Origin of the sequence: Dactylosporangium sp. CA-233914, assembly GCF_050942935.1 — a bacterium.
In the GTDB taxonomy this organism is placed as follows: Bacteria; Actinomycetota; Actinomycetes; order Mycobacteriales; family Micromonosporaceae; genus Dactylosporangium.
The window spans coordinates 12,007,495-12,031,366 of record NZ_CP192030.1 but is presented as its reverse complement, the minus strand read 5'-3'; the positions used below and the strand labels follow the sequence as shown (position 1 = coordinate 12,031,366).

Genomic DNA, 23,872 nt, shown 5'->3' with positions numbered 1-23,872 from the left:
CTCATCCGGCGAAGGGCTCGAACTCGATGACCTTCACCTTGATCGCGGCGCCGCTCGGGGCCGTGTAGGTCACCGTGTCGCCGCGCTTGGCGCCGAGGATCGCCTTGCCCAGGGCGGACTCCGGGCTGTAGACGGTCAGGTCGGTGGTCGCGGCGATCTCGCGCGAGCCGAGCAGGAACTTCTCCGTGTCGTCCTCGTCGTCGTCGAACTGGATCGTGACGACGGTGCCGGGCGCGACGGCGTCCGACGTCGGAGCGTCGCCGACGACCGCCTTGCGGAGGAACTCCTTGAGGTACAGGATGCGGCCCTCGGCCTTGCCCTGCTCCTCGCGGGCGGCGTGGTATCCGCCGTTCTCGCGCAGATCGCCCTCTTCGCGGCGTGCGTTGATCTCGGCGGCTATTGCCGGGCGGTTGGCGATGAGCTCGTCGAGCTCTGCCTGCAGCCGGTCATAGGCGTCCTGCGACAGCCAGGTGGTGGCCTGGTCGCCGTCGGTGGTCGACACTGAAGATCTCCTTACGGGCACGCTCGGTCAAACCACCAAAGTACCAGTGACCCGCATCACCGATGCCACCCGAATTCGTGCGACCGTTACCTGTCAGTCGTTTTCAGCGGGCTACAGGCCGGCACCTCGACTGTGACCGGCCGGTCGCTGGTGGCGAGGCGGTATGTGACGTACGCCTCGGCGCCGGTCGGCACATCCACCTGGGCCAGGCCGACCTCCTCGCCGCTGGCCGAGCGGGCCCGCACGCTGCAGGTCGCGCGCTTGTCCGGCTCCTTGCGCACCACGAAGTCGACCGTGATGCCGTCGTCGGTGACGTTGTAGAAGCGCTGGACCTGCGGCTCGAAGTCCTGTGGGCCGTATTGCGCGTAGAGCTGCCACGCGATCGCCAGCCCCGCCACCGCCACGACCGCGGCGAGCGCGAGGACCAGCCAGGGACGGCGCGGCTGCGGCTCGCGGCGGCGTCCGTAGCGCCCGGGCGGGTATTTCGGTGTGGTGTGCGTCTCGTCCATGTCGGTCACGGGTGTGCGTCCTCGTCGTTTTGTCGGAGGTACCGACCACAATAGGGTCGTTATCCGGGGTGCCCCGGCGCCGGGGCCGCTGACGTTCCTGAGGAGAGCTCGTGACCGAGCAGCTGAGATTGATGGCGGTGCATGCTCATCCCGACGACGAGTCGAGCAAGGGCGCGGCCGCCATGGCGAAGTACTCGGCGGAGGGGGTCGACGTCCTCGTCGTCACGTGCACCGGGGGCGAGCGCGGCAGTGTGCTCAACCCGAAGCTCGACCGGCCGGAGATCTGGCAGAACATCGCCGAGATCCGCCGCGCGGAGATGGACCGCGCCCGGGAGATCCTCGGCGTGCGCCAGGCCTGGCTGGGCTTCGTCGACTCGGGGCTGCCGGAGGGTGACCCGCTGCCGCCGCTGCCCGACGGTTGCTTCGGCCTCATGGACCCCGACGTCGCCGCCGAGCCGCTGGTCGAGCTGATCCGCAGCTTCCGCCCGCACGTGATCACCACGTATGACGAGCGCGGCGGCTATCCGCACCCCGACCACGTGATGACGCACAAGGTCACCATGGCCGCGTTCGAGGCGGCCAACGACCCCGCCCGCTTCCCGGACAAGGGCGAGCCCTGGCAGCCGCTGAAGCTCTACTACAACATGGGCTGGTCACGCAAGCGCATGACGCTGCTGCACGAGGCGATGCTGGAGCTGACCGGCGAGTCGCCCTTCACCGAGTGGCTCAAGGAGTGGTCGCAGCGCAGTGACGGCGAGGACTGGCCCGACCCGGACACCCGCGTCACCACCAAGGTCCCCTGCGGCGAGTTCTTCGAGACTCGCGACGACGCCCTGCGCGCGCACGCCACCCAGGTCGACCCCGAGGGCTTCTGGTTCGCGGTGCCGCTCAACATCCAGCAGAAGATCTGGCCCACCGAGGACTACGAACTGGTCAAGTCGTTCGTCGAGACCACCGCGCCGGAAGACGACCTCTTCACCGGCGTAAGGTGAGGGTATGGGCGTGCTCGACGTTCTGGCCGAGAACAACTTCGGCGACACCCGCTCCGGGGGCCTGGCCGGCCCCATGGGGCTGCTCATCATCGTGCTCCTGGGCATCGTCACGGTGCTGCTGATCCGCAACATGACCGCCCGGATCCGTCGCCTCCCGGCCGAGTTCCCCGACCCGGACGCCCAGCGCCGCGACCGGGATGCCCAGCACCGCGACCCGGAGGCCGGCTCCGCCGCCGACAGCGGGGCCAACCCCGATCAGCTGGACAAATCGACGCCCGCCTGAGTATTGCCGCAGCGTGATCTGAGTCAGAAACGCATCACCGGCCACTGTTGTCCCCTTCCCGCGTGCCTTAGCCTTCACCAGGGCGCGTTCCATATCGCCGGTCGCGCATGCTTGTGGGGCACGGAAGGGGACAGATGGTGAAGGCCCCGACGGGCGCCCGCCGGGTCCCCGCGCCGGTCGGCCGGGCCCTGACGGCGGTCGTTGCGGTGGCCCGATGAGGCCGCTGCCGCCGCGGCTCGTCGCAGCCCTGGTCGTCGCCGCCGCCCTCGGCGTGTCGGCGTCCCTCGCCGCGGCCTCGCGCCTGCCCGAGGGCGCCGTCGATGCCGCGTTGAATCGGTTCAGCATCTCCGCCCGTCCGCCCGTCCCGGCCGCCCTGCTCATCGGCGCCGCCGTGGCCATGGTCTCCCAGTTGGCCCGCCTGCGCGTGCGCGCCGGGGGCGGCCTGGCCCGCCTGGCCTGGGGCGAGGCCGCGATCGTGGTGCTGTGCGCCGGCCTGCCGGCGGCGGCCGTCCCGCCGGTCGGGCTGCTCGGCTTCGCCGCCGCCCACGCCGCCCTGCACGCCGTCGACGCCCGCTCCAGCCGCGCCCGGCCCGTGCGCGAAAGCATCTACGGCGTCGCCGCGCTGACCGTCGGCGCCTCCCTGGCCGCCCTGGTGATGGGCCTGGCGTGGGGGGACGGGGCCGAGCGCCCGGGCATCCCGCCGCGCTTCGTCGCGGCCCTCGTCGCGGCCGCGGTCGTGTACTTCCTGGCCACCGGCAGCCTGCTGATCCTGCGCATCGTGGCGGCCGGCGGCGACCTGCGGGACTCGGTCCGCTCGATGGTGGCCAGCAGCCCGCTGATGCTCATCGGCAACGTCACCGTCGGCCTGGTCATCGTGTGGGCCTGGTCCACCAGCGCGTTCCTGCTGGTGCTGCTGCCGCCGCTGCTCTGGCTGATGCACCAGTTCTACGCCAACCGCATCGGCGAGGACGACGAGCGGCGCACCTGGGCCGAGTTCGCCGACGTGGCCCGCGACCTCAACCGCCTCGACGAGCGTGACGCCGCCCAGGCCGGCATCAGCGGCGCCGTCCGCCTCTTCCACGTCCCCGCCGCCCGCATCGTGCTGGCCGCCGGTCGCACCCACGGCGACCTCCCGCCGGGCCCGGTCACGACCCGCCCGCTGGCTGTCGGCTCGGTGGCGGTCGGCGAGCTGCAGCTGGCGGGGCCCGAGCCCCAACGCCCCCGCGACCGGCTCATGCTCGCCACCTTCGGCGACGCCCTGGCCGCGGCCCTGCACGACGCGATGGCCCACGGCGAGCTGCGCGCGATGAGCGAGCGCACCACGCACGACGCCGTCCGGGACCCGCTCACCGGCCTCTACAACCGCGCGGCCCTGCTGGCCCGGGGCAACCTCGCGCTGAAGGCGCGGGGCCGGCGCGACCCGGTGGCCCTGCTGCTGCTGGACGTCAACGACTTCAAAGAGGTCAACAACGCCCTGGGTCACACCGCCGGTGACGAGGTCCTGCGGGCCATCGCCGGCCGGGTCCGCGACGCCGGCGGGGCCGCGGACCTGCACGCCCGCCTGGGCGGCGACGAGTTCGCGATCCTCATCACCGACCTGGCCGCCGGCGCCGACGACCTGGCCCTGGCCGCCGCCGTGGAGCGCGCCCGCAAGCTGGGCACCCAGATCGCCGTGCCGATGAGCATCGGCGGCGTGGCCCTGTCCAAGGAGTGCTCCATCGGCGTGGTGGTGGCCCCGGCCGGCTCGGCCGACCTCAACGAGCTGCTGCGCCGGGCCGACATCGCGATGTACCAGGCCAAGGACGGCGGCCAGCCGGTCGCCTGGTACGACGCCGCCCGCGACGACGCCAGCACCGACCGGCTGGCCCTGCTGGCCGAGCTGCGCGAGGCCCTGAACGGCGGTGGCGAGCACGGCCAGGCGGGCGAGCAACTCACCCTGGAGTTCCAGCCGGCCGTCGCGCTGACCGGCCCGGCCGGCGTGGCGGGTGCGGGCGGCCCGATCACGTCCGTCGAGGCCCTGATCCGCTGGCGCCACCCGCGCCGCGGGCGCCTGGCCCCCGGCCAGTTCCTGCCGGCCGTCGAGGCGAGCGAGCTCATCGCCCCGCTCACCCACTGGGTCCTGGAGCGCGCGATCGGGCTGGCCGCGGGCTGGCGCCGGGCCGGCCTGGCCGTGCCCTTGGCCGTGAACATCTCGGCCCGCAGTCTCGCCGAGCGGCAGCTGCCGGAGACGATCAACGAGTTGCTGGGCCGCCACCGCTTCCCCGCCGAGCTGCTGATCCTGGAGATCACCGAGACGGTCATGATCGGCAGCTCCCCGGTCGTCGACGACGTGCTGACCCGCGTGCGCCGCCTCGGCGTGCAGCTCGCTGTGGACGACTTCGGCACCGGTTACTCGGCCTTCACGCTGCTGACCCGGGTCCCGGTCCAGGAGGTCAAGATCGATCGCGAGTTCGTGGCCCAGATGCTCGACTCGCCCAAGTCCGCCGCGATCGTGCAGACCACCGTCGACCTGGCCCGCCGCATCGGCCTGCGCGTGGTGGCCGAGGGCGTGGAGAACCCGGAGCAGCGGGCCCGCCTGACCGAGCTGGGCTGCAGCGCCGCCCAGGGCTTCCTGTTCTACCCGCCGCTGCCGCCGAGCGCCCTGCAGGCGGTGCTCCGCGAGCGTCGCCAGCTCCAGCGCCGCCACCTGCGCGCCGAGGGCATCGGCTGAAGCCTCGCCCAGGGCTTCTCTGCTACCCCGCGCGCTACCGCCGAGCTTCCTGCGGGCAGGTGCTGCGCGAGTGCCGCCGCTTTCGCGCCGAGGGTTTCCTGTTCTACCGGCCGCTGCCGCCGAGCGTCCTGCGGGCGGTGCTGCGCGAGTGCCGCCGCTTTCGCGCCGAGGGTTTCGCCCAGGGCTCCCTGTTCTACCCGCCGCTGCCGCCGAGCGCCCTGCGGGCCGTGCTGCGCGAGTGCCGCCATTTCGCGCAGAAAGGGCTTCTCTTCTACCCCCCGCGCTGCCGCCGAGCCTCCTGCGGGCGGTGCTGCGCGAGTGCCGCCGCGTCCGCGCCGAGGGTTCCCTGTTCTACCGGCCGCGGCCGCCGAGCGTCCTGCGGGCGGGTGCTGCGCGAGTGCCGCCGTTTCCACCGCCCAGCGTCAAAGGTTGAACAGCCCCCAGGCCGCGGCCCACGGCACCAGCAGGACCGCCGCGGCCGTGCCGGCCCCGAGCCGCATGCGCCGGCCCCGGGCGGGCCCGACCCGCCGCCAGGCGAGCGCCGCCGCCACGACGACCCCGGCGACCAGCAGCTCCAGCCCGAGCCAGGGCAGCGGCCGCCCGAGCACCGGCGGTCCGGTCACCTTGCCGGCGGTGGCGAGCAGGAACACGAGGTACAGCAGCGTCCCCACGATCGCGAGCGGACCCAGCACCCGCAGGCGCCACGACGGCGCGACCGCGAACCCGGCCAGCAGCAGCACCGTGAGGACCACCAGCGGCCACGGCCGCAGGTACCAGGCGGGCGGGGCGATCGCGGCGGCCGGTGAGCCCGACGCCGGCGCGACCCCCTCCGCGGCGGGACCGGGCTCGAAGCCCGACTCGATCCAGGCCGCCTCGGCGTCGCCGTAGCCGGCCAGCAGGTCGGCCCGCCGGTCGAAGCCCTCCGCGGCGGTGGCGTGCAGGTTGTGGTTCACGCCGGGGACGATCCGGATTCGGTACCGCGCGTTGCCCCCGTCCCGCAGCGCCGCCCGGATGATGCGTACGCTCTCGGCCGGCACGCTGTCCCGGTCCAGCTCGCCCCACTCGGCGAGCACCGGCTGGCGTACCTGGCGCCAGACCGGCGCCGGGTCGAAGCCGGCCTCCGGGAACAGGCCGGCGGCGATGGCCGCGGGCAGGACGGCGGTGCGCAGCGCCCGGGACACGGCGCCGGAGACGCCCGCGTGGCGGAGATACTCGTCGTACGCCCACGCCGTCTGCGCCGCCGGCGTCGGGCCCACCGCGCCGACCGTGACCAGGAACGCCACGTCGGCCGAGCGGGCGGCGGCGATCGGCGCGACGAACGCGCCCTCGGACAGCGCCCACAGCCCCACCCGGGCCGGGTCGACGCCGGCCCGCCCACGCAGCAGCGCCAGCCCGGCCAGGGCGTCGTCGGCGAGCACCGAGTAGTCGCGGTGCAGCAGGGAGTACCCCTTCGTGCGCTTGTCGTAGATCAGCGTCACGATGCCGTGGCGCGCGTAGGCCTCGGCGTCGGGACGCAGGTAGCCGCGGCCCCGGTTGCCCGCGCCCTCCAGCATCACGACCCCCGGTCGATCGCCGCTCGCCCCGGCCGGGGCGAGGACCGTGCCGTGCAGGACCACCCCGTCGCGGCCGGTGAACGTGACCTCGGTGCTCGTCAGGTCCGCGGCCTCGGCGCCGGCCGGCGGGCCGGGCGCGAGCGCCGCCACGAGCGCGGCGACCAGCACGGCCGTCAACGTTTTCAGCGATCGATGCATGCGTCCAGCGTCGTCGGGCGAGGCCGGTCAACCCATGCCGCCAGTACCCGGATCGCGTGGTGGTGCAGACCCCCGGGCCGGACACACCGTGCGGGTACCACTGCTGATCTCCGTGTTGCTCTACCGTCACGGTTTGTGATCAGGCGGGGGTTCGTCGGGGTGGTGGGGTTCGCCGTCGCGGCGGTCGGGGCGTTCGTGGTGCTGGACCGCTTCGGCGGGAGCGAGAAGTTCGCGGACCTGCCCGGCGGGGCGGACGTACGACTGGTCGGGAGGTTCACGCCTGATCAGGTCGAGCGGCTGGCGGCGCTGCCGGAGGCGGCCGCGGTGGAGTGCGACGACGCGCTGTACGACGTCGATGTCGCCACCGGCCGGCTGAACCTGGCGCAGGCGACGGTGCTGACCGCGGTCCGCAGCCCGGAGCTGCAGCGGGCCGCGCTGGTCCAGGGGCGGGCGGCCGGCTCCGACGCGGAGCTGCTCGCCGTCGACGGGCGCGGGCTACGGCTGGGGGAGTGGGTCACAATGACCCGGGCCGGGCGCGGGGTGGCCGGGACCGTGGTCGGGGTGGTCGCCCGGCCGGCCGGGCAGCCCGACGCCGTTGCGCTGCTGCCGGCCGGGGCGATGTCGCGGCTGGACGGGGCGGCGCCGTGCGGCGAGGTCGCGGTGCGGCTGAAGCGGCGCAGCGAGGCGACGGCCTTCCAGCGGGCGGCCAAGGGCGTGCTGGGCGGCGACCCGGCGGTCACCTACGACGACTCGCTGCGCGGCCACGTCTGAGAGCCGGTGGTCCAGGTCAGTGACAGGCCGTTGGCCGCGCGCTCGGCCCGGATCTCCATGGCGTCGCCGAGGATCACGGCCCGGTCGGCGACCACCGTGGCGCCGTCGAGCGCGTAGGTCACCCGCGAGCTGATGAAGACGGGCGCGTCCGCGGGCGCGGCGAGGTGCCGCCGCGAGGGCCCGGGCAGGAGAGCCGGCGTGATCGTCTCTGTCGCCCGGGCCACGGTCACGCCGATGGCGGTCAGGGCGGCGTAGAGGGCGGTGGTGGCGAAGTCGGTGCCGAGGAGTCGCTCGCCGTGCGGGGCCGGGACCCACGAGACCTGGTGGACCGAGGGGCGGCCGGCGAACTCGCGGACGCGCTCCAGGCGCAGGGCGCCGGGGCCGAACATCGGCGCGTCCGTCAGACCCGCGGCCACGACGGTCGTGCGGACCGTGTGGCCCTGCTCGCGCAGGTCGTCGGTGAGGCTGCGCAGGGAGCCGAGGCGGTAGGCGAGGTGGGGCGGGGACACGAAGGTGCCCCGCCCCGCCTGCTGGACGATCAGGCCCTCGTCGCTGAGCTCGCGCAGCGCCTGGCGAAGGGTCATGAGCGTCACGCCGTACGCCGTGCTGAGCTCGCGCTGGGCCGGCAGCGCGGAGCCGGCCGGGTAGACGCCGGCGTGGATCTTGGCGGCGAGGTCGGCGGCGATGGCGCGGTAACGGGGCTCACCGTCGCGGACCAAGGACTCATCCTCCAGACATCGCCGTGCCCAGCTCTCGCACGAAGGCGCCGGCCTCGTCCGGGGTGGCGCCGTCGAGCACCCGGCGCATGAGGGCGGCGCCGACCACGACGCCGTCGGCCAGCCGGGCCGCCGCCGCGGCCTGCGCCGGCGTGGAGATGCCGAATCCTAGCAAGACCGGCAGTTCGGTCCGCGGCCTGAGGCGCGCGGCGAGATCGGCGGCGGACGGGGCGATCGCGTCGCGCTCGCCGGTGGTGCCCATGACGCTCACGGCGTAGACGAACCGGCGGCTGCGGCGGCCGATCTCGGCCAGGCGGGCGTCCGGGGTGGCGGGCGCGGCGAGCAGGACCAGGTCGATGTGGCGGGCGACCTCCTCGCACTCCTCCAGCGGCAGGTCGGGCACGATGAGCGCGTCGACGCCGGCCGCTTTGAGCCGGCGGCAGAATCGCTCCGCGCCCTCCCGGATGACCAGGCTGGCGTAGGTGCTGGCGACGAGGGGTACCTTTATCGATATTTCGGATATGTCGCTGAATATCCGATCCAGTCGCGCCCCACGCGCCAGCGCCGTCGCCGTCGCCTCCTGAATCGTCGGCCCGTCCAGCGTGGGATCGGAGAAGGGCAGGCCCACCTCGATGTACGACGCGCCCGCCGCGGCGTAGGAACGCACGTAGTCGGTCCAGCCGGCGCGGACGCCGGCGGTGATGTACGGCATCAGCAGTTTCACAACGCCCCCAGATCCTTGTCGCCGCGCCCCGACAGCGTGACCAGCACGGTCGAGCCGGCCGGGATCCCGCCGCGCAGCACCCAGGCCAGGGCGTGCGCCGACTCCAGCGCCGGGATGATCCCCTCGGTCCGGGCCAGGCGCGTGGCCGCCGCGACCGCCTCGTCGTCGGTCACGGTGACGTACCGCGCCCGCCCGAGGTCCCGCAGGTGCGCGTGCTCGGGCCCGATGCCCGGGTAGTCCAGCCCGGCGGCGATGGAGTGCGCCTCGGCCACCTGCCCGTCGTCGTCCTGCAGGAACATCGACCGCACCCCGTGCAGGACCCCGAGCCGGCCCCGGCTCGCGCTCGCGCCGCCGTCGGCCTCGACCCCGACCAGCCGGGCCGGCGTGTCGACGAACCCGGCGAACGTGCCGGCCGCGTTGGAGCCGCCCCCGACGCAGGCGACCACGTAGTCCGGCACCGCAGCACGCAGCTCGGCGGCGCACTGGCGGCGGGCCTCGTCGCCGATGACGCGCTGGAACTCGCGGACCATCCACGGGTACGGCGCCGGGCCCAGCACCGAGCCCATGCAGTAATGCGCCTCCTCGGTGGCGCCGACCCAGTGCCGCATCGCCTCGCTGGTCGCGTCCTTGAGTGTCCGCGCGCCGGTGTGCACTGGCACGACCTCGGCGCCGAGCATGCGCATCCGGAACACGTTGAGCCCCTGGCGCTCGATGTCGTGCGCGCCCATGAACACGGTGGCCCGCAGCCCGAGGAGCGCGGCCGCGGTCGCCGTGGCGACGCCGTGCTGCCCGGCCCCGGTCTCGGCGATGAGCCGGGTGCGCCCCATGCGCCTGGCCAGCAGCGCCTGCCCGAGCACATTGTTGATCTTGTGGGAGCCGGTGTGGGCGAGGTCCTCGCGCTTGAGCAGCAGCGTGGACCCGAGTTCGGTGGAGAGGTTCAGCGCGGGTGTGAGCGGGGTCGGCCGCCCCGCGTAGGTGGTCAGCAGCCGGTCGAGCTGCCCCCGGAACCCCGGGTCCGCCCAGGCCTCGCGGAACGCGTCCTCGACCTCACGGCACGCGCCGATGAGCGACTCGGGGACGTAGCGCCCGCCGTACTCCCCGAACCGCCCGAGTGCGCCCGGATCGCCCATGAGCGGCCCCCGGGTCACCTCCCGGCGCGGACGAATGAGCAGCTCGGCCATGGTGAGCCTCCACAGTTCTAGAACAGCTGACAGTTCTAGAACTGTGGCACGAAAGCCCGGCGATGTCCAGACTGTCGACGTGGCGGTCATCGACTACGACGCCCGGGCCGCGGCCGCGTTCGCCGCCGGCCGGCACCTGCGCGACGACGCCCTGACCGCCTGGCGGGAGCGCGTCGCGCACCACCTGCGCCCCACTGCCGCGACGCGCCTGCTCGACCTCGGCTCGGGAACGGGTCAGTGGTCGGCGGCGTTTCGTCGCTGGTACGGCGTGAGCGTCACCGCGGTCGAACCCTCCGCCGCGATGCGCGCCGTCGCTGAGGAGCCCGCCCTCGCCGGCGACGCCGCCCACATCCCGCTGCCCGACGGGGACGTGGACGCGGTCTGGCTCTCCACGGTCGTGCACCACATCCCCGACCTGCCGGCCGCGGCCGCCGAGATCCGCCGCGTTCTGCGCCCGGGCGGTTCGGTGCTGATTCGTTCGGTCTTCGCTGGGCGCCACGACGGGGTGACGCTCATGCGGTACTTCCCGGAAGCCGCGGCCGCCCTCGACGCCCGGTTCCCGTCCGTGGCCGCCGTCGCCGCCTCATTCGCCGCGGCCGGGTTCGCCGCCCTCGCCCTGGAGCCGGTGCCGCAGCTGACCGCCCCGGCCCTCGGCGCCGCCCTCGCCGGGCTCGACCGCCGCGGCCGACGCGTATCTGTCGAGGCGTCACCAGCGCGGCTCATCCTGACGCCTGCGGAATCGCGCTCAGTGGCCGCACAGGGTATTGTAGCCATGTGGCCATAATTAATCGTGGCTCGGCCAGACAGCGACGGTCGGAGGGTCTCCGCCCGGACAAAATGATCGCCATGAGCGCAGAGTCCGTTGGCCGGCACATGCCGGCAATCGTGACGCTCGATGATCTCACCGCCATGATCGCCGCTGACCCGCACGGCCACCGCTACGAGATCAGCCCTGAGGGGGGTCCTGTCGGTCATGCCGTCGCCCGACTTTGAGCATGCCGTCATCGCAACTCGCATCATGTTGTGGCTTGCCGCCGCAGGTTGGCCGGCTGAAAAGATCACCCAGGCCGTCGCTCTTCGCATCCCCGGTTCAGGCGGCGGTGTGGGCGGGCGAATCCCCGACCTGGTCGTCTGGGGCAAGGTGCCGGCGCAGCCCCGCACGGTGTGGCTGCCGGTCGACGGTGTGCTGCTCGTGGTCGAGATCGTCTCATCGGGCTCCGAGGCCGCCGACACGGTGACGAAGCGCGTCGAGTATGCCGGCGCAGGCATCGTGCAGTATTGGACCGTGGGCCGGGACGCGAGCCAGACAGTCACGATGTATCGGCTCGCCCATGACGCATACCAGACCCGCGCCGCGATGCCGCTTGCCTGGGTGCTCAACGCCACACCGGCCAACTACTTGGACTGCGAAACCACGCCGTCCGCGTCGGGGGAGTGGAGCGGATCGACGTGATAGGGCGGGAGCCAAACGGCGAGACGTTCCGCTCTTGATCAGCGTGGGTTATTCCTCTTGCCATTGGTGTCAGTGAAGTTGTAAGCCCAGTAGCTCTTCTCCGGCGACCATGCGCCGCTCGTTCGGCACGGCTGTGTGCTACGGCGTAAGTCGCAAAGTGGCGAAGCCGTCGGCGTCGTTGGCGAGGCTGCTACGATCGTCGTAGCATTGTCGCATGCTGTACGCCGTGCCCCCTTTGACCGGTGACGACCGACGGGTCCTGGCCGAGATCGACGAGTTCTACGCTGAGTTCCAGCGTTCGACCGGCGGGTCCAAGGCGAGCGAGTGGATCGGTGGCGTTCGGAAGCGGCTTGTCGCTGGGGCGATTCGGGGCTCGAACACGATTGAGGGCTATACGGTCGAGTTGAGTACCGCGTCGGCGATCGTGACCGGAGCGCCGGTTCCGGCGAGTGTTCCGGAAGAGTCCAGGGAGGCCGTCGTCGGCTACCGGGACGCGCTCACCTGGGTCATGCAGACCCCTGACATGGACTTCTTTGCGCACAGCGAAGCCGTGCTGTCGGCGCTGCACTTCATGATGACCCGGTTCTGGAAGGCCAAGTCTCCGGGGCGGTACCGCCGGAAAGGCATCGTTGTCACCGGCACGGACCCGCTCGCACCGGCGTACGTAGGGCCCGCCGCCGATGAGGTGCCCGGTCTCATGCGCGAGTTGGTCGAATGGCTCAACGCCGGCGACCTGGACACCCACTTGCTGGTACGGGCCGCGATGGCGCACCTCAACCTCGTCGCCATCCATCCTTGGCGCGACGGGAACGGGCGGATGTCACGGTGCGTGCAAACGCTTGTCATCGCGCGAGGCGGCCGGGTGTATCCGGAATTCTGCTCGATTGAAGAATGGCTGGGACATGACGTCAATACGCTTGACTACTACCGGGTGCTTCGCGAGACGAACCGGGGTACCTACCAGCCGGAACTCAGCGCGAGTGGATGGGTGCGGTTCTGCTTGCGGGCCCACCACCTCCAGGCCCAACTGGTCGGAAAGAGGCTGACGCTCGGGCGAGATGTATGGACAGCAGCCGAGGAGATGGTCGACCGGCTCGCGCTGAACGAGCGGACGGTATCCGCGCTCTACGCGGCCGCCACCGATCAACTGCGGCGGGATGTCTATCAGGACGAGGAGGGGCTGTCCCGGGATCAGTCGATCCGTGATATCCGGCGGCTGGAGCAGGCGGGACTCGTGGAGTCGGTCGGATACGGCGCGACGCTGCACTACGTCGCCGCAGGCGACCTCAAACAAGCTTATGACGAGATCAGCGCGGCGGTGACCGCACCGCCGGTCGAGCCCTACCCGGATTAGGTACCGCGCGGCGGCTCTCGCCGGGGTATCGGTCACGGGTGGCGACACGCCGCATGCCGGACTGTCTCTCGTGGCAGGATGGGTAAATGAATCGACTGGCCGGCTCCCAGTCGCCCTACCTCCAGCAGCATGCCGCCAATCCCGTGGACTGGTGGCCGTGGGGAGAGGAGGCGATAGCCGAGGCAAAGCGACGCGACGTACCCCTCTTGATTTCAGTTGGGTATTCAAGCTGTCATTGGTGCCACGTGATGGCGCACGAGTCGTTCGAGAACGAGGCGGTCGCGGCCGTCGTCAACGAGTTCACGGTCCCCATCAAGGTGGATCGGGAGGAGCGGCCCGACGTCGACGCCGTCTACATGACCGCCACGCAGGCGATGACCGGGCAGGGCGGCTGGCCGATGACCGTGTTCGCCACGCCCGACGGGCAGCCGTTCTACTGCGGGACCTACTTCCCCCGCGACGCGTTCCTGCGCCTGGTCCAGGCCGTCGCGGCCGCCTGGCGCGAGCAGCGCGACGGTGTGCTGCAGCAGAGTGCCGCCGTGGTCGATGCCGTGCGCAAGGTGGCGGAGCGACCGCCGTCCAACCCCATGGACGATTCGGTACTGCGCTCAGCCGCCGCCACACTCATGGAGTCCTACGACGACCGGCACGGCGGCTTCGGCGGCGCCCCCAAGTTTCCGCCGCACATGGCGCTGCTGTTCCTGCTGCGGCACTACCAGCGCACCCGCGACGACGCGATCCTCGACGCGGTGCGCCACACCTGCGAGCGGATGGCCCGCGGCGGCATGTACGACCAGCTGGCCGGGGGCTTCGCGCGATACGCCGTCGACAGCACCTGGACCGTGCCGCACTTCGAGAAGATGCTCTACGACAACGCGCTGCTGCTGCGTGTGTACACCCACCTCGACCGGATCGCCGGCAGCGGGACCGGCCGCCGGGTGGCGCACGAGACCGTTGCGTTCCTGGCGCAGGAGCTGCACGACGGACATGGGTTCATCTCCGCCCTCGACGCGGACGCGGACGGCGAGGAGGGCCTCACGTACGCCTGGACGCCGGCCCAGCTCGACGAGGTGCTCGGCGAGATCGACGGGGCCTGGGCGCGGTACCTGCTGAGGGTGACCCCGGAGGGGACGTTCGAGCACGGGTCCTCGGTGCTGCAGCTGCCCGAGGACCCGGCGAACGCGGAGCGCTGGGCGGACATCCGTGCCCGGCTCCTGCATGCTCGCGCGGCCCGGCCGCAGCCCGCCCGGGACGGCAAGATCGTGGCTGCCTGGAACGGACTCGCGATCACCGCGCTGGTCGAGTTCGGCCGGGCGTACGGCGACGCCGAGGCGATCGCGCTGGCCGTGCGGACCGCGGAGTTCCTGGCCGGCACCCACCTGGTCGGCGGCCGCCTGCGCCGCGTGTCCCGCGACGGCGTGGCGGGCGAGCCGGCGGGCGTGCTCGAGGACTACGGGGCGGTCGCCGAGGCGTTCTGTGCCGTACACCAGGCGACCGCCGACGGCCGCTGGCTCGCGCTCGCCAAGGACCTGCTGGACGTCGCCCTGGCCCACTTCCGCGACCCGGACGGCGACGGCTTCTTCGACACCGCCGACGACGCCGAGGCACTCGTGGCCCGCCCGGCCGACATCACCGACAACGCGACGCCGGCGGGCCTGTCGGCGATCGCGGCGGCGCTCGTGACCTACTCGGCGCTGACGGCGGACCCGGCGTATCGTGAGGCGGCGGAGCGCGCCCTGGCCACGGTCTCGGTGGTGGCCGCCACGCACGGGCGCTTCACCGGCTACGCGTGCGCCGCGGGGGAGGCCCTGCACTCGGGCCCGTTCGAGATCGCGATCGCCACGCCGGACCCGCAGGACCCGCTGGTCGCCGCCGCCTGGTGGCACGCGCCGCCCGGTGCCGTGATCGTCGCCGGCGAGCCGGATCGTGCCGGCGTACCGCTGCTTGAGGGCCGCCCCCTGCGCGACGGTGCCCCGACCGCGTACGTGTGCCGTGGTTTCGTCTGCGACGCGCCGGTGACGGCGCTCGAGGATCTCGTCGCCAAGCTCGCCTGATCGTTTCTCTGAGGGCGAACTCCGGACCCTTGGCGTCCCTTTGCAAGGGTGTAATCGTGTAATCAGAGTTGCTCACGCAAAGGAGTAATGATGATGATGCGACGAGGGGATGCACCCTGGGGCCGCGGCGGCGGTCCGCGCAGCGAGCCCCCGCCGGCCGACGACGCGGCGGCCTGGATCGCCGGGGCCCTGCCCGAGTCCTGGTTCCAGGGCCCGGCCGAGGTGACGATCGACCGCGACGAGATCCTGATCGTCGGCCGCCTGGGCGAGCCCACCCTGGCGGACGACGCGACGGACGCGGACCGGGCCGCGGCCGAGCAGGGCCGGATCGCCGGCTTCCGCGAGACGACGCGGGACCAGCGGATCGGGATCGCACAGCAGCTGGAGCGGCGGTACCGGCGCAAGGTCTCCTGGGGCGTCCAGGTCGGCGAGGCGCGCGAGCTGTTCACGACGCACTCGGCCCCGGTGATGACCCGCCTGCGCCAGCCGGAGCGCCAGGTTCTGGACACGCTGGTCGACTCGGGCGTGGCGCGGTCCCGCTCCGAGGCCCTGGCGTGGTGCGTGGCCCTGGTCGGCCAGCACGCGGACACCTGGCTGACCGAGCTACGCCAGGCCATGGAGTCAGTGGACGAGCTACGCAAACGCGGCCCAGCGGTCTGATCAGAGGGAGCGCCGCGCGCCTGCCCCGGATAAGTCGGACATATCCGGAAAGCGTGCGGTGCTCCTGCCTTCTTCGGCCGGCCCGTGAAGTCGGCACGCCTCAGAGGGCCCGACGCAAATGGCCACGGGTTCGATCGATCATCCGAGTTGGCTTCGCCGGCTGGAGCCGGGTACCCGCGCTGCGGGCCCGATCGTGGCAGGGGAAACCGCCGCCGGGGCCGGCACTAAGGGGCGACAGTGTGATCTTGGCCTACTAAGGTCGCTTTTAGCGGATTTTTCCTCTCCCAGGGCATAAGTCTGATAAGTCGTGGCGCCATGCGGCTTCTGGCTTATCCGGGGCGGGGCTGGTGCTGGGCGAACGATAGGCTGGCCAGCCTATGGACACCCGAACCGGACTTCCCGTCGTCGGCATGGTGGGCGGGGGGCAGCTGGCCCGGATGACCCACCAGGCGGCGATTGCCCTTGGTCAGTCACTGCGTGTGCTTGCCGTCTCACCCGACGACGGGGCCGCGCTCGTTGCCGCCGACGTGCGGATCGGGCGGCATGATGACGTCGACGCGGTGCGGGAGTTCGCCAAGGGCTGCGATGTCGTCACGTTCGATCATGAGCACGTGCCGGGCGAGATCATCCGGCGGCTCGCGGACGAGGGTTTCACGCTGTTGCCGGGGGCCGACGCGCTGCAGTACGCGCAGAACAAGCGGGCCATGCGTGAGCACCTCGGCAAGCTCGGGTTCCCCATGCCGCGGTGGACCGACGGGGACGTCGAGGCGTTCGGGGACGAGGTCGGGTGGCCGGTGATCGTGAAGACGGTCACCGGAGGGTACGACGGGCGCGGGGTGTTCGTCGCGCACTCGGCCGCCGACCTGCCGGCCGGCGTCGAGGTCATCGCCGAGGAGATGGTGCCGCTGCGGCGCGAGCTCGCCGCCGTCGTGGCGCGATCGCCGCTCGGGCAGGTCGCGGCGTACCCCGTCGTCGAGACGGTGCAGGAGGACGGGATCTGCGTCGAGGTGCTCGCGCCGGCGCCGGGGCTGGACGAGGACCTCGCGATCGAGGCACAGCGGCTCGCCATCGACGTCGCCACCGGGCTCGGGGTGGTCGGGGTGCTCGCCGTGGAGCTGTTCGAGACGACCGACGGGCGGCTGCTCATCAACGAGCTCGCGATGCGGCCGCACAACTCGGCGCACTGGACCATCGAGGGGGCCCGGACCTCGCAGTTCGAGCAGCACCTGCGGGCCGTGCTCGACTACCCGATGGGGGACACCCGCCTCACCGCGCCGGTCGTGGTCATGGCCAACGTGCTCGGCGGCGCGCCGGGCGGCATGTCGATCGACGAGCGGCTGCACCACCTGTTTGCCGAGGAGCCGGGGGCCAAGGTCCACCTGTACGGCAAGCAGGTCCGCCCCGGCCGCAAGATCGGACACGTGACGGTGCTCGGCGACGACCTGGAAGACTGCCGCAGGCGGGCCCGCCGGGCCGCCCGCATCCTCGAGGAGGGGTACCAGCATTGAGCGCAGCACCGATCGAGGTCGGCATCATCATGGGCAGCGACTCCGACTGGCCGGTGATGCGCCTGGCGGCCGAGGCGCTGGACGAGTTCGGCGTGCGCCATGAGGTACGCGTCGTCTCCGCCCATCGCACCCCGCACCTCATGCTCGACTATGCCGGCGAGGCCGTGGCCCGGGGCCTGAAGGTCATCATCGCCGGCGCGGGCGGCGCCGCGCACCTGCCCGGCATGGTCGCCTCGGCCACCCCGCTGCCGGTCATCGGCGTGCCGGTGCCGCTGAAGTACCTGGACGGGATGGACTCATTGATGTCGATCGTCCAGATGCCGGCCGGGATCCCGGTCGCCACGGTCTCGATCGCGGGCGCCCGCAACGCCGGCCTCCTCGCCGTGCGCATCCTCGCCGCTGCCGACCCGGAGCTGCTGGCCAAGGTCCGCGACTTCCAGGAGTCGCTGCGCGCCCTGGTCGCCGAGAAGGACGCGGCGCTGTCGGCGTCACTCGTCCAGAAGTAGAAGTAGAAGTAGCGGTACCCTCGGGGCAACCGGTCTTCGGGTGTGAGCTAGCTAGGCCGTGTCGCAAAGTTCTGGCGCGGCCATGGCACCGGGGGCCGTGTGGCCCCGTATTGGTCGGTGTGGCGGCAGCGGGGTCGATACGGCGGCGTGGGCCGAACCGGGTGGTGCCGTGGCGGTGGGACGGTGCGGTGTCGGTGTTGCGGCTGCCGCTGGACGTGCATGACCCAGCGGTGCGGCGGCATGCGGAGCGGGTCTTCGCAGCGGTGTTCGCGGTACAACGGGCGGTCCAGCGTGACGCCCGCGCCAAGGTCGACGCGTACTGGGCCGCGCACCGCGCGCGAGCCACCGCAGGTCCGGCCGCGGTCCGCGACCGGCTGGGGTTGACCCGGGCCGGGTTGGAGTATGCCGCGTATCGACACCTGGATCGTGCCCCGCATCTGCGCCGGTCCTGTACGAAAGCGGTGGCGATGCACGTCGCCGACAGCGTGTGGCAGGCTGCCGATCGGCACCTGTTCCCCGACGCGGCCGGACGACGCCACGGCCGGCCGAGGGTCGGCGGCTGGTGGGCGTTCAGCCGTATCCCCGGGCCGGGCGCGGTCGCATACCAGGGCGCGGAAGTGGGAGACGTTCCGCCTGGCTGGGACCTTGGCGGGGCATCGGGCGGTGTTCGGCCGGGCCGGGCGGTTGTGGCAGCCGCGGCGGATGCCCGCCGTCACCCCCGTCGCGGGCGGCCGGCCGGTGCGGTCGTGGTGGGACCACGACGGCGCCCTCGCCGTGGTGTTGACCGGCACCGGCGTCCGGGATCTGGTGCTGCCGGTCCGCCTGCGGCAGGGACCCGGCCGTGAGCCGGTGCTGGAGCACTATCTCGCGGATCCGCGCCGCTGGCACAAGATCGACCTGGTCCGGTATCGCGACCCGGGCGCACTGGGTGGTGGCGGTACGAGGCGCACTTGATGGTCCTCGGCCCCGGCTACACCTCCCCGACGGTCGTGGCCCGCCGGCAGACGGCTGCGGCCCTGCACCGGCGCGGCGGCGTGGACGTCAACGTGTCCAACCTGGCCGTCGTCTCCGTCCCGGCCGACGCCGACGGTGGTGGCGGGGTGCGGGCGACCCGGATCGCGAAGACTGGCGCCGATGCGGACCGGCTCGCGGTGGAACGGTTGTGGCAGCGGCGGCGTGACCGCGCCCTGCAACGTTCCCGCCGCGCCACCAACCCCGGCCAGTACCGGCTCTCGCCCCGGCAGCAGCGCAGGGCGCAGCGTCGCCAAGCCGCTGGCCTGCCCCCGGTGCAGGTCGCGGTGCCGGGCGGCGCCCGCATCGCCAACACGGCGGGTATCCCGGTGCAGGCCTACCGCCGCGACCAACTCTCCGCCGGCTACCTGCGGCTGCGCGCGCAGGCGGCTGCTGACGGCGCGGCCCGTACCCAGGCTGGGCGTACCCGTGCCCGGATCGTCGCCGCCGGCATCGTCGCCACCCACGGCCCGAACCTGGTCGTCGAGGCCGGTGACCCGGGGGTGTGGGCGCGGCGGTGGGGCCGCGGCATCCACGCGTTCACCCCCGGCATTTTCGTGGCCGCCGTCGATCGGGAAGCGGCCAAGGTTGCCGCCCTGGCTGGTGGTGGTGGGTTGGTCCGGGCCGGGACCCGGCACACCGCCTGGACCCAGCACTGCCTCTGCACTGCCCGCGTCCCCAAACAGCTCCGCCACCGCCGTCACACCTGCCCGCAGTGCGGTCTGACCGGCGACCGGGACCTTGTCGCCGCCCTCGTCGGGGCGCACACCGTGCTGAGCGACCCGGCCGTGCCTGGCACCGCCCGGGTGGATTGGGCCGCCGCGCAGACCACCCTCGCCACCCACGGCGTGGACGTCATCAATGAGGGGCTGCAAGGAGCCCTGCCTGAGTCAAGCGGACACCACCGCCCCGGCCGGCACCCAACCAGTGCCCGGCCGCGGCGGCCGCAGCGCAGCACCAGCCACCCCAGACGGCCGGTGCCGGCGTGCTCGGCGAACTGCCGGAACGACGCGCTCGACAACCCCGGAACGACGAGACGCGCAACCCGGACTGTTCACAACCCGGACACCAAACCCGAGTTTGAAACAGACCTTAGGGAATCTGACCGGTCTCGACGCGACCTTCAGCACGGCCGAGGCGGAGAAGAGGTCGCCCTTCTTGAGCCCTTATCGAAGATGAGCTCGGTGCGCATGCCCTGCACCTGGGTCAGCGCCACCGCGACCCCGTGCCGGCCGGCCAGGTCGCTCACCTCGCCGGTCACGTCCACACCTTGGATGCGGGCCACCGCGTCGAAGACGGCGGCGAGCGCGGCGGGAGAGAGGTACGCCTCCCGGATCAGGTCGGCGGCGGTGGTGAACGCCTGCTGGTCGCGGGGGTTGCCGCCGGACGAGTGGTGGTACAGGTAGTCGAGCATCGCCTTCGCGTCCGTCGGCAGGTCCGCGACGTAGACAGGCAACGGGCTGCACTCGACGGTCTCGCTCTGGCCGCCGCCCTTGCTCTGCGTCTGTTTGCCGTCGCGGCAGCCCGGCAGCGGGACGTCTTGGCCCCGGGTGCGGATGAGCCCGTCGCGGGTGCCGTCAACCAACAGCCAGACCGCACGGTCGCCGGACTCGAGCGTCGTCCCTTCCGGCTTGAGGGCCACGGCGCTGGTGAGCGACTCGACGTACTCGCGTCGTCGACGCCCGAATCGGTCATCATCACGGTTCCATCCGGCTTCCTCCCGTTGTAGCGCGGACATCCTTCACCCGTGTCTCTGCGTCTGGGCGGAAATGAGTTCTCGGCCGGAGCGTGAGGCGCAACTGTTCGTCGGTTTTCGCCGTTATCGGAGGGAAAGCGGGCGCGAGTACGACAGGGCGGTACGGCATGGCGGCGCGGCAGCGGATTCTGCGGTGGACGGCTCGGGCCCTCGTCGGCGCGGCCGCCGTCGGCTCGGCGCTCGCCTTCGGTACCGCGGCCGCCGCGCCGCCCGGCACGGCCCCCGGCTCCGGGCCGGCGCGGGCGGTCAGCGGCGTCGTGGTGACCGGGATCGCGTCGGTGACCCTGCTGCTGCTCCTGGCGGGCGCGGTCCTGGTGGCGACGCCGCACCTGCTGCGTCTGGTCCGCGTCGTCAACGCTCGCCGCTCGGTTCGCTGAGTTCTCGTCCTTCTGGGCAGGTCGGGCTGTTCGTCCGTGCTCCCCGACGGCGGCCGGGTCGAGCGCCACGAGAAGCGCGGCGAGCCGAGCGTTGATCTCTACCGCGTGGACGGCACCGCGATCCACGTGTCCCTGTCGAACACCGCCATCGCCCGAGACGGAGCGAGGTTCAGCAGGGAAGGGTTTGGACCCGAATCGGTGACCCCACGCAGCCGTGTCCTAGCGGTACAGTGACCGCGACGCGAGGACGGTGAGGGGGATCGATGTCCGATTACTCGGCGATCGGCGGGGTCGAGTCCTTCGAGTGGAACCGGCGCGACAGCGCCCGATACGATACCGCGCTCGAGATTATCGACGAGGCCATCGCCTGCTACGCACGGCTGCGCAACCGGGCGGTTGCCAGTGGCAACGCGGCCGAGGCGGAGCGGCTGCACTCGGAGCAGGCCGCCTGCGTCACCGAGCAGAAGCTGCTGCGGCCCGGCGACTCGGTCGCGATCGACCGCGTGCTGAGGGACTACCCGGCCCTGATCGCCTGGCTACGCGACCGCATCGGCTGAAGCCGGGGCCGCAGTGAGGCGGTGGCGGACGATCGCCGGGACCAGCCAGCCGGCGGCCGCGAAGATCGCCGCGACGCCGAGCCAGCCCGCCGCGCCCAGGCCGATCACCAGGCCGGTCAGGATCGGGGGCGCGGCCAGGTTGCCGATCTGCCGGCCCGTCTGCTGTGCTGCCTGGTACTGCCCTTGCGCCCACTCCGGCGCCAGGTCGAACACCACCGCGCCGGTCGCGCTGGACAGCCACAGCTCGCCCAGGACGTGTACGACCGAGGCCGCCACGACCAGGGCGACCACCAGCCACGAGGTGCGGTGCGCGGTCAACCCGAACAGCACGCACGCCGCGGCGACCACCAGTGCGCCGCGGCGGGCGACGGGGATCGCGGCGGCCGCCGTCTCCGTCCCGCGCGCGGCCCAGACCTGCAGCGTCACGCAGCCCACCGTGTTGATGAGCAGGGCGACGGAGACGAGGGTGACGGGGGCGTGGGTGTACGTCACCAGCCACAGTGGCAGGGCCAGGCTCGTGATCTCGTTGTACAGCGCCGCCGTCAGGCCGTCCACGAGCGCGAACGCCATGAACGGCCGGTCGCGCAGGGCCACCATCCGCGGTCCGCCGGCCGGGGCGGCCACGGGCGCGGCGTCGCGGATACACATGATGACCGCGAAGGCGATCAGGAACGAGGCCGCGTTGCCCAGCAGCACCGCGACGTACCCGGCGCGGCTGTCCAGGGCGAGCGGCACCCCACCGGCGAGCGTGCCGATCGCGATGCCGGCATTGCTGGTCGAGCGCAGGAAGGCCCGCGTCCGCACCCGCTCCCCGGCCGGCACTGCGGCCGCGATCAGCGCCCCGTTGGCCGCCTTGACGGTCGCGTCGCCGACGGCGATGAGGCAGGCGATCATCGCGTACGCCCACACGCCGTGCACCCGCGTCAGCCCCGCGAAGCACAACGCGTTGCCCAGCAGCGCGGCGAGCTGCACGCGCTTGGCGCCGAGGCGATCCACGACGTACCCCATCGGCGTGCTCAGAACCATCCCCGCGAATGCGGCCGCGCTGAGGCCGGCCGCCACCTGCCCCGTGGACAGCCCCACGGACCGGGTCAGGAACAGCGCCGACGTGGTCAGGTACGCGCCGTTGCCGATCGTGTTCACCAGCGTGGCGAACATGAGGATGCGCGGCGTCCGGTTCACGGGTCGGACGCTAGCAAGACGTACGTACGGTTTGCAATCTCGTATCGCCTGGCTGGCCTACATCGCGTGGCGCGTGCCCTCGGCGGCTCCTTGATCGCCCTGGCCTGGGACTTGCCCGGACAGGTCCTGCCCGGGCTGCGCACCGCGACGGGCCCGACCGCCCCGCCGACGGTGAAGCGGGTCCTGGGCGACGATGACGACGGCGGCCAGGAGCCCCCGGCCGACCTGCCGGAGCGCGACAACCAGACGATGAGGAAGACGGCGTTCTGCAATAAGGATGCAAGCCGCCTGGACTTGGACCCTGCCGGCCCGGCGGCCGGGTGTACGCATTGGACGACGACGTCCACGGCTCGGTCCTGCCGGCCCAGGACGCGGTGACGTTCTTCAACGCCGGTCGAATCGATTCCGGCTGCCCCGTGGTCCGGCAGGATCGTACGGTGGGGGCGCGACAACCCCAGCGTAATGGCCGTGATCGATATCACGTTCTGGCACGCGTGGCCCCCGACCGCACTGGAAGCCTGAGCCGCGCGAAGGTCCGGTCCGGCCGTCATCCACGGAGCTGATGATCCGCCGGGCCGGACCGCACTCATCACGCTGCGCACCTGATAATCCGGCGGCGTTCTTCGAAGATCGACAGTAACCTTGGCGGTCATGAATGGGCTGCTCAACGTCGTCGATGTCGAGGCGACCTGCTGGGCCGGCAACCCGCCGCCCGGGCAGGTCAACGAGATCATCGAGATCGGCCTCTGTGTTGTGAACCTCGACACCCTGGAGCGGGTCGAGCGCGACCGGATCATGGTCCGGCCGGCCCGGTCGACGGTGAGCGAGTTCTGCACCGAGCTGACCGGGATCACGCCGGAGGAGGCCGCGGCCGGGGTCTCCTTCGCCGAGGCGTGCGAGCGGCTGCGCCGCCGTCACCGCGCCGACTCGCGGCCGTGGGCGAGCTGGGGCGACTACGACCGCAAGCAGTTCCAGCGGCAGTGCGACGGGCCGCAGCGGTACCCCTTCGGCGCCCGGCACGTCAACGCGAAAGCGGTCTTCGCCGAGGCCATGGGTGTTCGCCGGCAGGGGATGGCCGACGCACTGCGGACCGCCGGCCTGCCGCTTGAGGGTCGCCACCACAACGGCTCCGACGACGCCTGGAACATCGCCGCGCTCGTGCTGCACCTGGCCGAGCGCGGGCAGTGGGCCGCCTCCGTCTGACCGGCGCCGGCGGTTGGCCTGATCCGGTCATTCCGTTACAGGCCGTACCAGATCAGCATGCGCAGCGCCGGGAAGGTGGCCCGGGACTTCACGACCAACTCGTCCGTCGCCG

General features: G+C 72.4%; 25 protein-coding genes. 17 read left to right on the top strand and 8 right to left on the bottom strand.

Going from position 1 to position 23,872, the window contains the following annotated elements:
* Position 1: 1 nt before the first annotated feature.
* Complete coding sequence (greA, locus tag ACQPY0_RS53640; protein WP_432979908.1) at positions 2-502, bottom strand: transcription elongation factor GreA; 501 nt, start codon at positions 500-502, stop codon at positions 2-4.
* Positions 503-588: 86 nt separating this feature from the next.
* The gene (locus ACQPY0_RS53635; protein WP_432995808.1) at positions 589-1,011 is read right to left on the bottom strand and encodes a DUF4307 domain-containing protein; all 423 of its coding nucleotides are present in this window, start codon (positions 1,009-1,011) and stop codon (positions 589-591) included.
* 110 nt (positions 1,012-1,121) lie between these two features.
* Between ACQPY0_RS53635 and mca the strand changes: the two genes are divergently transcribed.
* The 3 genes from mca (at position 1,122) to ACQPY0_RS53620 (ending at position 4,996) form a co-directional block, all read left to right on the top strand.
* On the top strand, positions 1,122-2,003 hold the full coding sequence (gene mca / locus ACQPY0_RS53630; protein WP_432979905.1) for a mycothiol conjugate amidase Mca: 882 nt from the start codon (positions 1,122-1,124) through the stop codon (positions 2,001-2,003).
* A 4-nt stretch (positions 2,004-2,007) separates the two neighbouring features.
* Positions 2,008-2,286 carry a hypothetical protein gene (locus tag ACQPY0_RS53625; RefSeq protein WP_432979902.1) on the top strand — a complete coding sequence of 93 codons (279 nt, stop codon included), beginning with the start codon at positions 2,008-2,010 and terminating at the stop codon, positions 2,284-2,286.
* A 214-nt stretch (positions 2,287-2,500) separates the two neighbouring features.
* Positions 2,501-4,996 (top strand): putative bifunctional diguanylate cyclase/phosphodiesterase, encoded by a 2,496-nt coding sequence (locus ACQPY0_RS53620; protein WP_432979899.1) that lies wholly within the window; start codon positions 2,501-2,503, stop codon positions 4,994-4,996.
* A 422-nt stretch (positions 4,997-5,418) separates the two neighbouring features.
* On the opposite strand, the gene ACQPY0_RS53615 is transcribed toward ACQPY0_RS53620, so the two are convergent.
* Positions 5,419-6,747 (bottom strand): alpha/beta hydrolase family protein, encoded by a 1,329-nt coding sequence (locus ACQPY0_RS53615; RefSeq protein WP_432979896.1) that lies wholly within the window; start codon positions 6,745-6,747, stop codon positions 5,419-5,421.
* Between the two features lie 135 nt (positions 6,748-6,882).
* Between ACQPY0_RS53615 and ACQPY0_RS53610 the strand changes: the two genes are divergently transcribed.
* Entirely contained in the window at positions 6,883-7,518 is a 636-nt protein-coding gene (locus ACQPY0_RS53610) for a hypothetical protein (protein ID WP_432979893.1), read from the top strand.
* Here the strand turns inward: ACQPY0_RS53610 and ACQPY0_RS53605 are convergent.
* From ACQPY0_RS53605 to trpB, 3 genes are read right to left on the bottom strand one after another with little or no spacing between them, the layout of a single operon-like run.
* Positions 7,488-8,237, bottom strand: a complete 750-nt coding sequence (locus ACQPY0_RS53605; protein WP_432979890.1) for a GntR family transcriptional regulator — start codon at positions 8,235-8,237, stop codon at positions 7,488-7,490. The two genes, ACQPY0_RS53610 and ACQPY0_RS53605, sit on opposite strands and share 31 nt — an antisense overlap.
* A 4-nt stretch (positions 8,238-8,241) precedes the next feature.
* Positions 8,242-8,958, bottom strand: a complete 717-nt coding sequence (trpA, locus tag ACQPY0_RS53600) for a tryptophan synthase subunit alpha (protein WP_432979887.1) — start codon at positions 8,956-8,958, stop codon at positions 8,242-8,244.
* Positions 8,955-10,139, bottom strand: a complete 1,185-nt coding sequence (gene trpB, locus ACQPY0_RS53595) for a tryptophan synthase subunit beta (RefSeq protein ID WP_432979884.1) — start codon at positions 10,137-10,139, stop codon at positions 8,955-8,957. Before trpB ends, trpA begins: the two co-directional genes overlap by 4 nt.
* Before the next feature lie 79 nt (positions 10,140-10,218).
* Between trpB and ACQPY0_RS53590 the strand changes: the two genes are divergently transcribed.
* From ACQPY0_RS53590 to ACQPY0_RS53550, 9 genes are all read left to right on the top strand, one after another.
* Positions 10,219-10,923, top strand: coding sequence for a class I SAM-dependent methyltransferase (locus ACQPY0_RS53590; protein ID WP_432979881.1), 705 nt, complete (start codon positions 10,219-10,221; stop codon positions 10,921-10,923).
* Positions 10,924-10,985: 62 nt separating this feature from the next.
* Positions 10,986-11,132, top strand: coding sequence for a hypothetical protein (locus ACQPY0_RS53585; RefSeq protein ID WP_432979878.1), 147 nt, complete (start codon positions 10,986-10,988; stop codon positions 11,130-11,132).
* The gene (locus tag ACQPY0_RS53580) at positions 11,113-11,592 is read left to right on the top strand and encodes a Uma2 family endonuclease (protein ID WP_432979875.1); all 480 of its coding nucleotides are present in this window, start codon (positions 11,113-11,115) and stop codon (positions 11,590-11,592) included. Before ACQPY0_RS53585 ends, ACQPY0_RS53580 begins: the two co-directional genes overlap by 20 nt.
* 214 nt (positions 11,593-11,806) lie before the next feature.
* Positions 11,807-12,946: a Fic family protein gene (locus ACQPY0_RS53575; protein ID WP_432979872.1), complete on the top strand. Its 1,140-nt coding sequence runs from the start codon at positions 11,807-11,809 to the stop codon at positions 12,944-12,946.
* An 86-nt stretch (positions 12,947-13,032) separates the two neighbouring features.
* Positions 13,033-15,000, top strand: a complete 1,968-nt coding sequence (locus ACQPY0_RS53570; RefSeq protein WP_432979869.1) for a thioredoxin domain-containing protein — start codon at positions 13,033-13,035, stop codon at positions 14,998-15,000.
* A 90-nt stretch (positions 15,001-15,090) separates the two neighbouring features.
* The gene (locus ACQPY0_RS53565) at positions 15,091-15,660 is read left to right on the top strand and encodes a hypothetical protein (protein WP_432979866.1); all 570 of its coding nucleotides are present in this window, start codon (positions 15,091-15,093) and stop codon (positions 15,658-15,660) included.
* A 377-nt stretch (positions 15,661-16,037) separates the two neighbouring features.
* Entirely contained in the window at positions 16,038-17,168 is a 1,131-nt protein-coding gene (locus ACQPY0_RS53560; RefSeq protein ID WP_432979863.1) for a 5-(carboxyamino)imidazole ribonucleotide synthase, read from the top strand.
* Between the two features lie 29 nt (positions 17,169-17,197).
* Positions 17,198-17,674: a 5-(carboxyamino)imidazole ribonucleotide mutase gene (gene purE / locus ACQPY0_RS53555; protein WP_432995806.1), complete on the top strand. Its 477-nt coding sequence runs from the start codon at positions 17,198-17,200 to the stop codon at positions 17,672-17,674.
* 702 nt (positions 17,675-18,376) lie between these two features.
* A complete protein-coding gene (locus ACQPY0_RS53550) occupies positions 18,377-18,628 on the top strand; it encodes a hypothetical protein (protein WP_432979860.1) in 252 nt (83 codons plus the stop codon).
* A 1,180-nt stretch (positions 18,629-19,808) separates the two neighbouring features.
* Here ACQPY0_RS53550 and ACQPY0_RS53545 read toward each other — a convergent pair.
* The gene (locus ACQPY0_RS53545; RefSeq protein ID WP_432979857.1) at positions 19,809-20,423 is read right to left on the bottom strand and encodes a CU044_5270 family protein; all 615 of its coding nucleotides are present in this window, start codon (positions 20,421-20,423) and stop codon (positions 19,809-19,811) included.
* A 125-nt stretch (positions 20,424-20,548) separates the two neighbouring features.
* Here ACQPY0_RS53545 and ACQPY0_RS53540 point away from each other — a divergent pair, with 125 nt between their 5' ends.
* Together ACQPY0_RS53540 and ACQPY0_RS53535 are read left to right on the top strand one after the other, a co-directional pair.
* On the top strand, positions 20,549-20,818 hold the full coding sequence (locus tag ACQPY0_RS53540) for a hypothetical protein (RefSeq protein ID WP_432979854.1): 270 nt from the start codon (positions 20,549-20,551) through the stop codon (positions 20,816-20,818).
* Positions 20,819-21,081: 263 nt separating this feature from the next.
* On the top strand, positions 21,082-21,375 hold the full coding sequence (locus ACQPY0_RS53535) for a hypothetical protein (protein ID WP_432979851.1): 294 nt from the start codon (positions 21,082-21,084) through the stop codon (positions 21,373-21,375).
* On the opposite strand, the gene ACQPY0_RS53530 is transcribed toward ACQPY0_RS53535, so the two are convergent.
* A complete protein-coding gene (locus tag ACQPY0_RS53530) occupies positions 21,355-22,557 on the bottom strand; it encodes an MFS transporter (protein ID WP_432979848.1) in 1,203 nt (400 codons plus the stop codon). The genes ACQPY0_RS53535 and ACQPY0_RS53530 overlap by 21 nt on opposite strands.
* A gap of 66 nt (positions 22,558-22,623) precedes the next feature.
* Between ACQPY0_RS53530 and ACQPY0_RS53525 the strand changes: the two genes are divergently transcribed.
* Both ACQPY0_RS53525 and ACQPY0_RS53520 read left to right on the top strand, forming a co-directional pair.
* Positions 22,624-22,935, top strand: a complete 312-nt coding sequence (locus ACQPY0_RS53525; protein WP_432979845.1) for a hypothetical protein — start codon at positions 22,624-22,626, stop codon at positions 22,933-22,935.
* A gap of 273 nt (positions 22,936-23,208) precedes the next feature.
* Entirely contained in the window at positions 23,209-23,760 is a 552-nt protein-coding gene (locus tag ACQPY0_RS53520; protein WP_432979843.1) for an exonuclease domain-containing protein, read from the top strand.
* Positions 23,761-23,872: the final 112 nt, after the last annotated feature.

Bases quoted from the DNA above. Each gene is read 5' to 3' on its own strand.
- ACQPY0_RS53635 (WP_432995808.1), bottom strand. From the start codon at position 1,011: ATGGACGAGACGCACACCACACCGAAATACCCGCCCGGGCGCTACGGA.
- ACQPY0_RS53625 (WP_432979902.1), top strand. From the start codon at position 2,008: ATGGGCGTGCTCGACGTTCTGGCCGAGAACAACTTCGGCGACACCCGC.
- ACQPY0_RS53620 (WP_432979899.1), top strand. From the start codon at position 2,501: ATGAGGCCGCTGCCGCCGCGGCTCGTCGCAGCCCTGGTCGTCGCCGCC.
- ACQPY0_RS53615 (WP_432979896.1), bottom strand. From the start codon at position 6,747: ATGCATCGATCGCTGAAAACGTTGACGGCCGTGCTGGTCGCCGCGCTC.
- trpB (WP_432979884.1), bottom strand. From the start codon at position 10,139: ATGGCCGAGCTGCTCATTCGTCCGCGCCGGGAGGTGACCCGGGGGCCG.
- ACQPY0_RS53585 (WP_432979878.1), top strand. From the start codon at position 10,986: ATGAGCGCAGAGTCCGTTGGCCGGCACATGCCGGCAATCGTGACGCTC.
- ACQPY0_RS53580 (WP_432979875.1), top strand. From the start codon at position 11,113: ATGCCGTCGCCCGACTTTGAGCATGCCGTCATCGCAACTCGCATCATG.
- ACQPY0_RS53575 (WP_432979872.1), top strand. From the start codon at position 11,807: ATGCTGTACGCCGTGCCCCCTTTGACCGGTGACGACCGACGGGTCCTG.
- ACQPY0_RS53570 (WP_432979869.1), top strand. From the start codon at position 13,033: ATGAATCGACTGGCCGGCTCCCAGTCGCCCTACCTCCAGCAGCATGCC.
- ACQPY0_RS53565 (WP_432979866.1), top strand. From the start codon at position 15,091: ATGATGATGCGACGAGGGGATGCACCCTGGGGCCGCGGCGGCGGTCCG.
- ACQPY0_RS53560 (WP_432979863.1), top strand. From the start codon at position 16,038: ATGGACACCCGAACCGGACTTCCCGTCGTCGGCATGGTGGGCGGGGGG.
- purE (WP_432995806.1), top strand. From the start codon at position 17,198: ATGGGCAGCGACTCCGACTGGCCGGTGATGCGCCTGGCGGCCGAGGCG.
- ACQPY0_RS53550 (WP_432979860.1), top strand. From the start codon at position 18,377: ATGCCCGCCGTCACCCCCGTCGCGGGCGGCCGGCCGGTGCGGTCGTGG.
- ACQPY0_RS53545 (WP_432979857.1), bottom strand. From the start codon at position 20,423: ATGTCCGCGCTACAACGGGAGGAAGCCGGATGGAACCGTGATGATGAC.
- ACQPY0_RS53540 (WP_432979854.1), top strand. From the start codon at position 20,549: ATGGCGGCGCGGCAGCGGATTCTGCGGTGGACGGCTCGGGCCCTCGTC.
- ACQPY0_RS53535 (WP_432979851.1), top strand. From the start codon at position 21,082: ATGTCCGATTACTCGGCGATCGGCGGGGTCGAGTCCTTCGAGTGGAAC.
- ACQPY0_RS53520 (WP_432979843.1), top strand. From the start codon at position 23,209: ATGAATGGGCTGCTCAACGTCGTCGATGTCGAGGCGACCTGCTGGGCC.